The 3,321-nt window shown below is 37.6% G+C and carries 3 protein-coding genes; all 3 read left to right on the top strand.

Annotated features, from left to right (window positions below; translation table 11 throughout):
- Positions 1–205: 205 nt before the first annotated feature.
- The 3 genes from NMA52_RS18605 (at position 206) to NMA52_RS18595 (ending at position 3,223) form a co-directional block, all read left to right on the top strand.
- Positions 206–1,180: a DGQHR domain-containing protein gene (locus NMA52_RS18605; protein ID WP_254829220.1), complete on the top strand. Its 975-nt coding sequence runs from the start codon at positions 206–208 to the stop codon at positions 1,178–1,180.
- The gene (locus tag NMA52_RS18600; protein WP_254829219.1) at positions 1,177–2,091 is read left to right on the top strand and encodes a hypothetical protein; all 915 of its coding nucleotides are present in this window, start codon (positions 1,177–1,179) and stop codon (positions 2,089–2,091) included. Before NMA52_RS18605 ends, NMA52_RS18600 begins: the two co-directional genes overlap by 4 nt.
- A 235-nt stretch (positions 2,092–2,326) precedes the next feature.
- Positions 2,327–3,223 (top strand): hypothetical protein, encoded by an 897-nt coding sequence (locus NMA52_RS18595; RefSeq protein ID WP_254829218.1) that lies wholly within the window; start codon positions 2,327–2,329, stop codon positions 3,221–3,223.
- The last annotated feature ends 98 nt before the right edge of the window (positions 3,224–3,321 follow it).

Raw genomic sequence — 3,321 nt, 5'->3', positions numbered from 1 at the left:
CTACGGCCTCCAGGAAGCCAGGCCCCGGGCGCAGGAAAGGAAAAACAAGGATAATAATCGTAATTTTAAAAAGTGTTACCCAGGTGGGTTGACTTCTGTTACCCAGGTCTTTGGTACACAACTCATACCAATTGTCAGGATAAGTAATTCCCTTGACGCTTTGTATCTTTGATCAATCATATACTTGACCCTAAAATTATCAATTGTGCCAAAAGTATCTTTCCCTGCAGTTCAATGTATACAGAATGGATTTACATTTTACCAAACAGTAATTTCTTCAAAGCAGTTACTAGACTACTGTTTTATTGTCAGAAGGAACGAGGACAAATCTAAAGGCTTTAACAGGTTTTTAAACAGCAATAGGGCGTCTCAAATTGCAAACTATCTTGATAAGGGGGAAGGGAGTATCCCTGCTTCTATCATAGTTAGCGCCCAAGCCAACAGCAACTTTGCTTTTGAAAATGACAATCAAGTAACATTTGATAATGTCCCTCGAATTTTCCTCGTCCTTGATGGCCAGCATCGTTTGTTTGGCTACGATAAGTCTAGCAATGAATACCAAGTGCCTGTAACAATTTACACAGATTTGACTCTTCCGGAAGAAGTGTCGCTTTTTATAGATATCAATACCAACCAGAAAGGTGTCCCTTCTGCTTTATTGTTAGATATCAAACAGTTAGCTCAGAGAGAAACACCAACTGAGGAAGTTCAACGGGAATTGTTTCAATTGCTAAATCAAGAATCGTCTATAGCTGGATTACTGGCACCAACTCGAAGTATCTCTGGTAAAATATCTAGAAAAACTTTCAACGACTCAACAAGGGAAATAATAGAAAATGGACCGTTCAAAGGTGAAAAAGTGCAATTGCTCTATAAAGGAATTAGTAACTATTTGACAGCGGCTGAAATTGTTCTAGAAAAAAGCAAGAGCCAGAATGCGAAACTTAATAAAACTGTTCTGTTCAAGTCTCTATTCAGAATATTTAACGATGTCGTAGACAAAACCCTAAGTGAAGCGGGCAATTTGAAGGTTGAATCTTTAATAGAAGTTTTAGACCCAATTGCAATCGTAGATTACGATTCATTCAGTGGATCAAATAATACGACGATTGCTGAACTGACGAATAATATGAAAAGTGAAATAAATAAAACTAAAGACATTAAACCAGATATGTTTTGATTTCAATAAAGGGGGAAAGATATATTTCTTTCAGGAACTCTACATTGCCAGACCTTTATCCCCACAAAATTAAAGAGGATAAACTTGATTATAATAATATAAGATTTTTAGTTGAAAATCACACTATTGGCGGAGACACTCCAGCTATTCAAACTTATGAATTTAATGTTGACAGTGATAAATTATTCAAGGCACTAGCAGGTGAGATTGAAGTGTTTTTTCTTAAGCAACATTTACAAAAAGTAAACTTAGCTAACTCAAATAATGTAGATAAAACATGGCTATTTGTCACTAATTATTATTACGCGTTCTATTCAGCTACGCTATTGCTGAGGATGAAGCGAACTGGATTCATTTTTCTAAGTAGGAGCGAAGCAAATAATTTGCAGAATATTCTAACCGCAGTAACTGGGAGTTTGGTACAAATGCCTGAAGGTGGCTATCTATTTACATCAGAGGAAGTTTCATCCAATCAATCAAAGGTAATCCTCAAAAAGGATAATGGAAACACCCACAGCAAGACGTGGATTATGTTCCACGATTTTTTAAAAGAATACCTAGCCCTAAGTGATGCTCAAAATGACGAATATACTGCTTTGAAAAAAATAGACCACATATTTTCAATATATCAGCAAACTTTTCTGTCTACTCGTAGAAATGCCTTAAATTATCAAGGAATTCAAGCTGCAAAAAGCATTAAATCTGACTTATTTGGGAATACTAAGTATTGCAATGAAGAGTTTGGGCAGCTGTTTAAAGATTTGATGTCACTCCAAATCACATCGAATAAAAAATATGTCGATGAAGCCGCTTACTTTTTAGCACCTATTTTTGCAGAACTTTCAAGAAATCTATATTTGGACTATAGAGAAATATCGGGTTCTAAAATATTTAAAGGAAAATATAAATAGATGCACACAACACCGCCTACCACGCACAGCCGCCGATTGAGCTTTTGGGTGCTAATGAGGGTTTAGAAGCGGCCGAATTGAAAGTCGACACCCATAGTGTTTGGTGGTTAAGGCGGCCGTCGGGTAGGCCCCCGTTGGGCGAAATACCGGCATCAAAGCCGGTACGGAGAGATACAGTTAATTTCTAGAATCAAATGTTGGTAACCGATCAAATTTGCTATTAACCTAGATAGTTATGGAACTTAACTCTGCCAGCATTAGTGCAATTGAAGACCTGCAGAGACAAATAAATGATTTGTACACTCGTACGTTTTCTGAGTATGGAGGAGGGCTAAATCTTTCCTATCCACATGTGCCAAGGATTCCATGCGACTATATGGCTGATAGGGTGATTATTGTAGGTCAGGAAACCAACACATGGTATAATCAAACAGAAGATGATTTAAAAAATATATTCTTATCAGACGTGAATTGTATTGAAGCAGAGGGTTTGCATCAAAGGTATGACCATTTTATCAAAAATCACGCGAGTAGATACGGTGGAAAATTCTGGCAATTTACTAGGAAGCTATATAAAGAAGATATATTGCGGCTTAATGGTGGATCCAGTTCATGGATCAGTCATGTATGGATAAATCTATTCGCAGTTGAAAGTTGTACAAATAAATCCGACACAGAGGGTAGGCCGACAAAAAACAGAGAGTTAGCACAAGCAATATATGAATTACAACAAGATCTACTCGCAAAGCAGATTGAAATTTTACATCCAAGTATAGTGTTATTCTTAACCGGCCCAAATAATGATTGTATTCTACAAAAGTCGGCTTTTGTGAACTGCGAGGTCGATTTTATTGCAGTCGACGAGTCAAAATGTCTAAATAGTCGAATGCTGGCAGAAATAAGGATAAGGAGTAGTGTAGAAAATGCTGAAAGTTTGCCAACATATATTAGAAGTTATCATCCTACATATTTTATGGGACGAATCAATGGCAATAAGACAGTTAGGAGGAAGTTAGTTGAAAAAGGAATTGAGTGTAAACCAAGTCAAATGTACACAGACAAACTACTTGAGTTTATTAAACAAAGGATATCGCCCAACACCGCGCCCACGGCCATTAAGCTAAGCATTTGATGGTATTACCGTGCTCCCGAACTTGGGAGAATGACCAACGCCCTGACCCGCTTTCTGACCCTCCTGCGCAGCTTCCCCGACCTCACTGAAGAGCAACG

It is taken from the genome of Lewinella sp. JB7, from assembly GCF_024297185.1.
Lineage (GTDB): Bacteria > Bacteroidota > Bacteroidia > Chitinophagales > Saprospiraceae > Neolewinella.
The sequence above is the reverse complement of the archived record's forward strand: the minus strand, read 5'-3'. Positions and strand labels throughout refer to the sequence as shown.

Bases quoted from the DNA above. Each gene is read 5' to 3' on its own strand.
- NMA52_RS18595 (WP_254829218.1), top strand. From the start codon at position 2,327: ATGGAACTTAACTCTGCCAGCATTAGTGCAATTGAAGACCTGCAGAGA.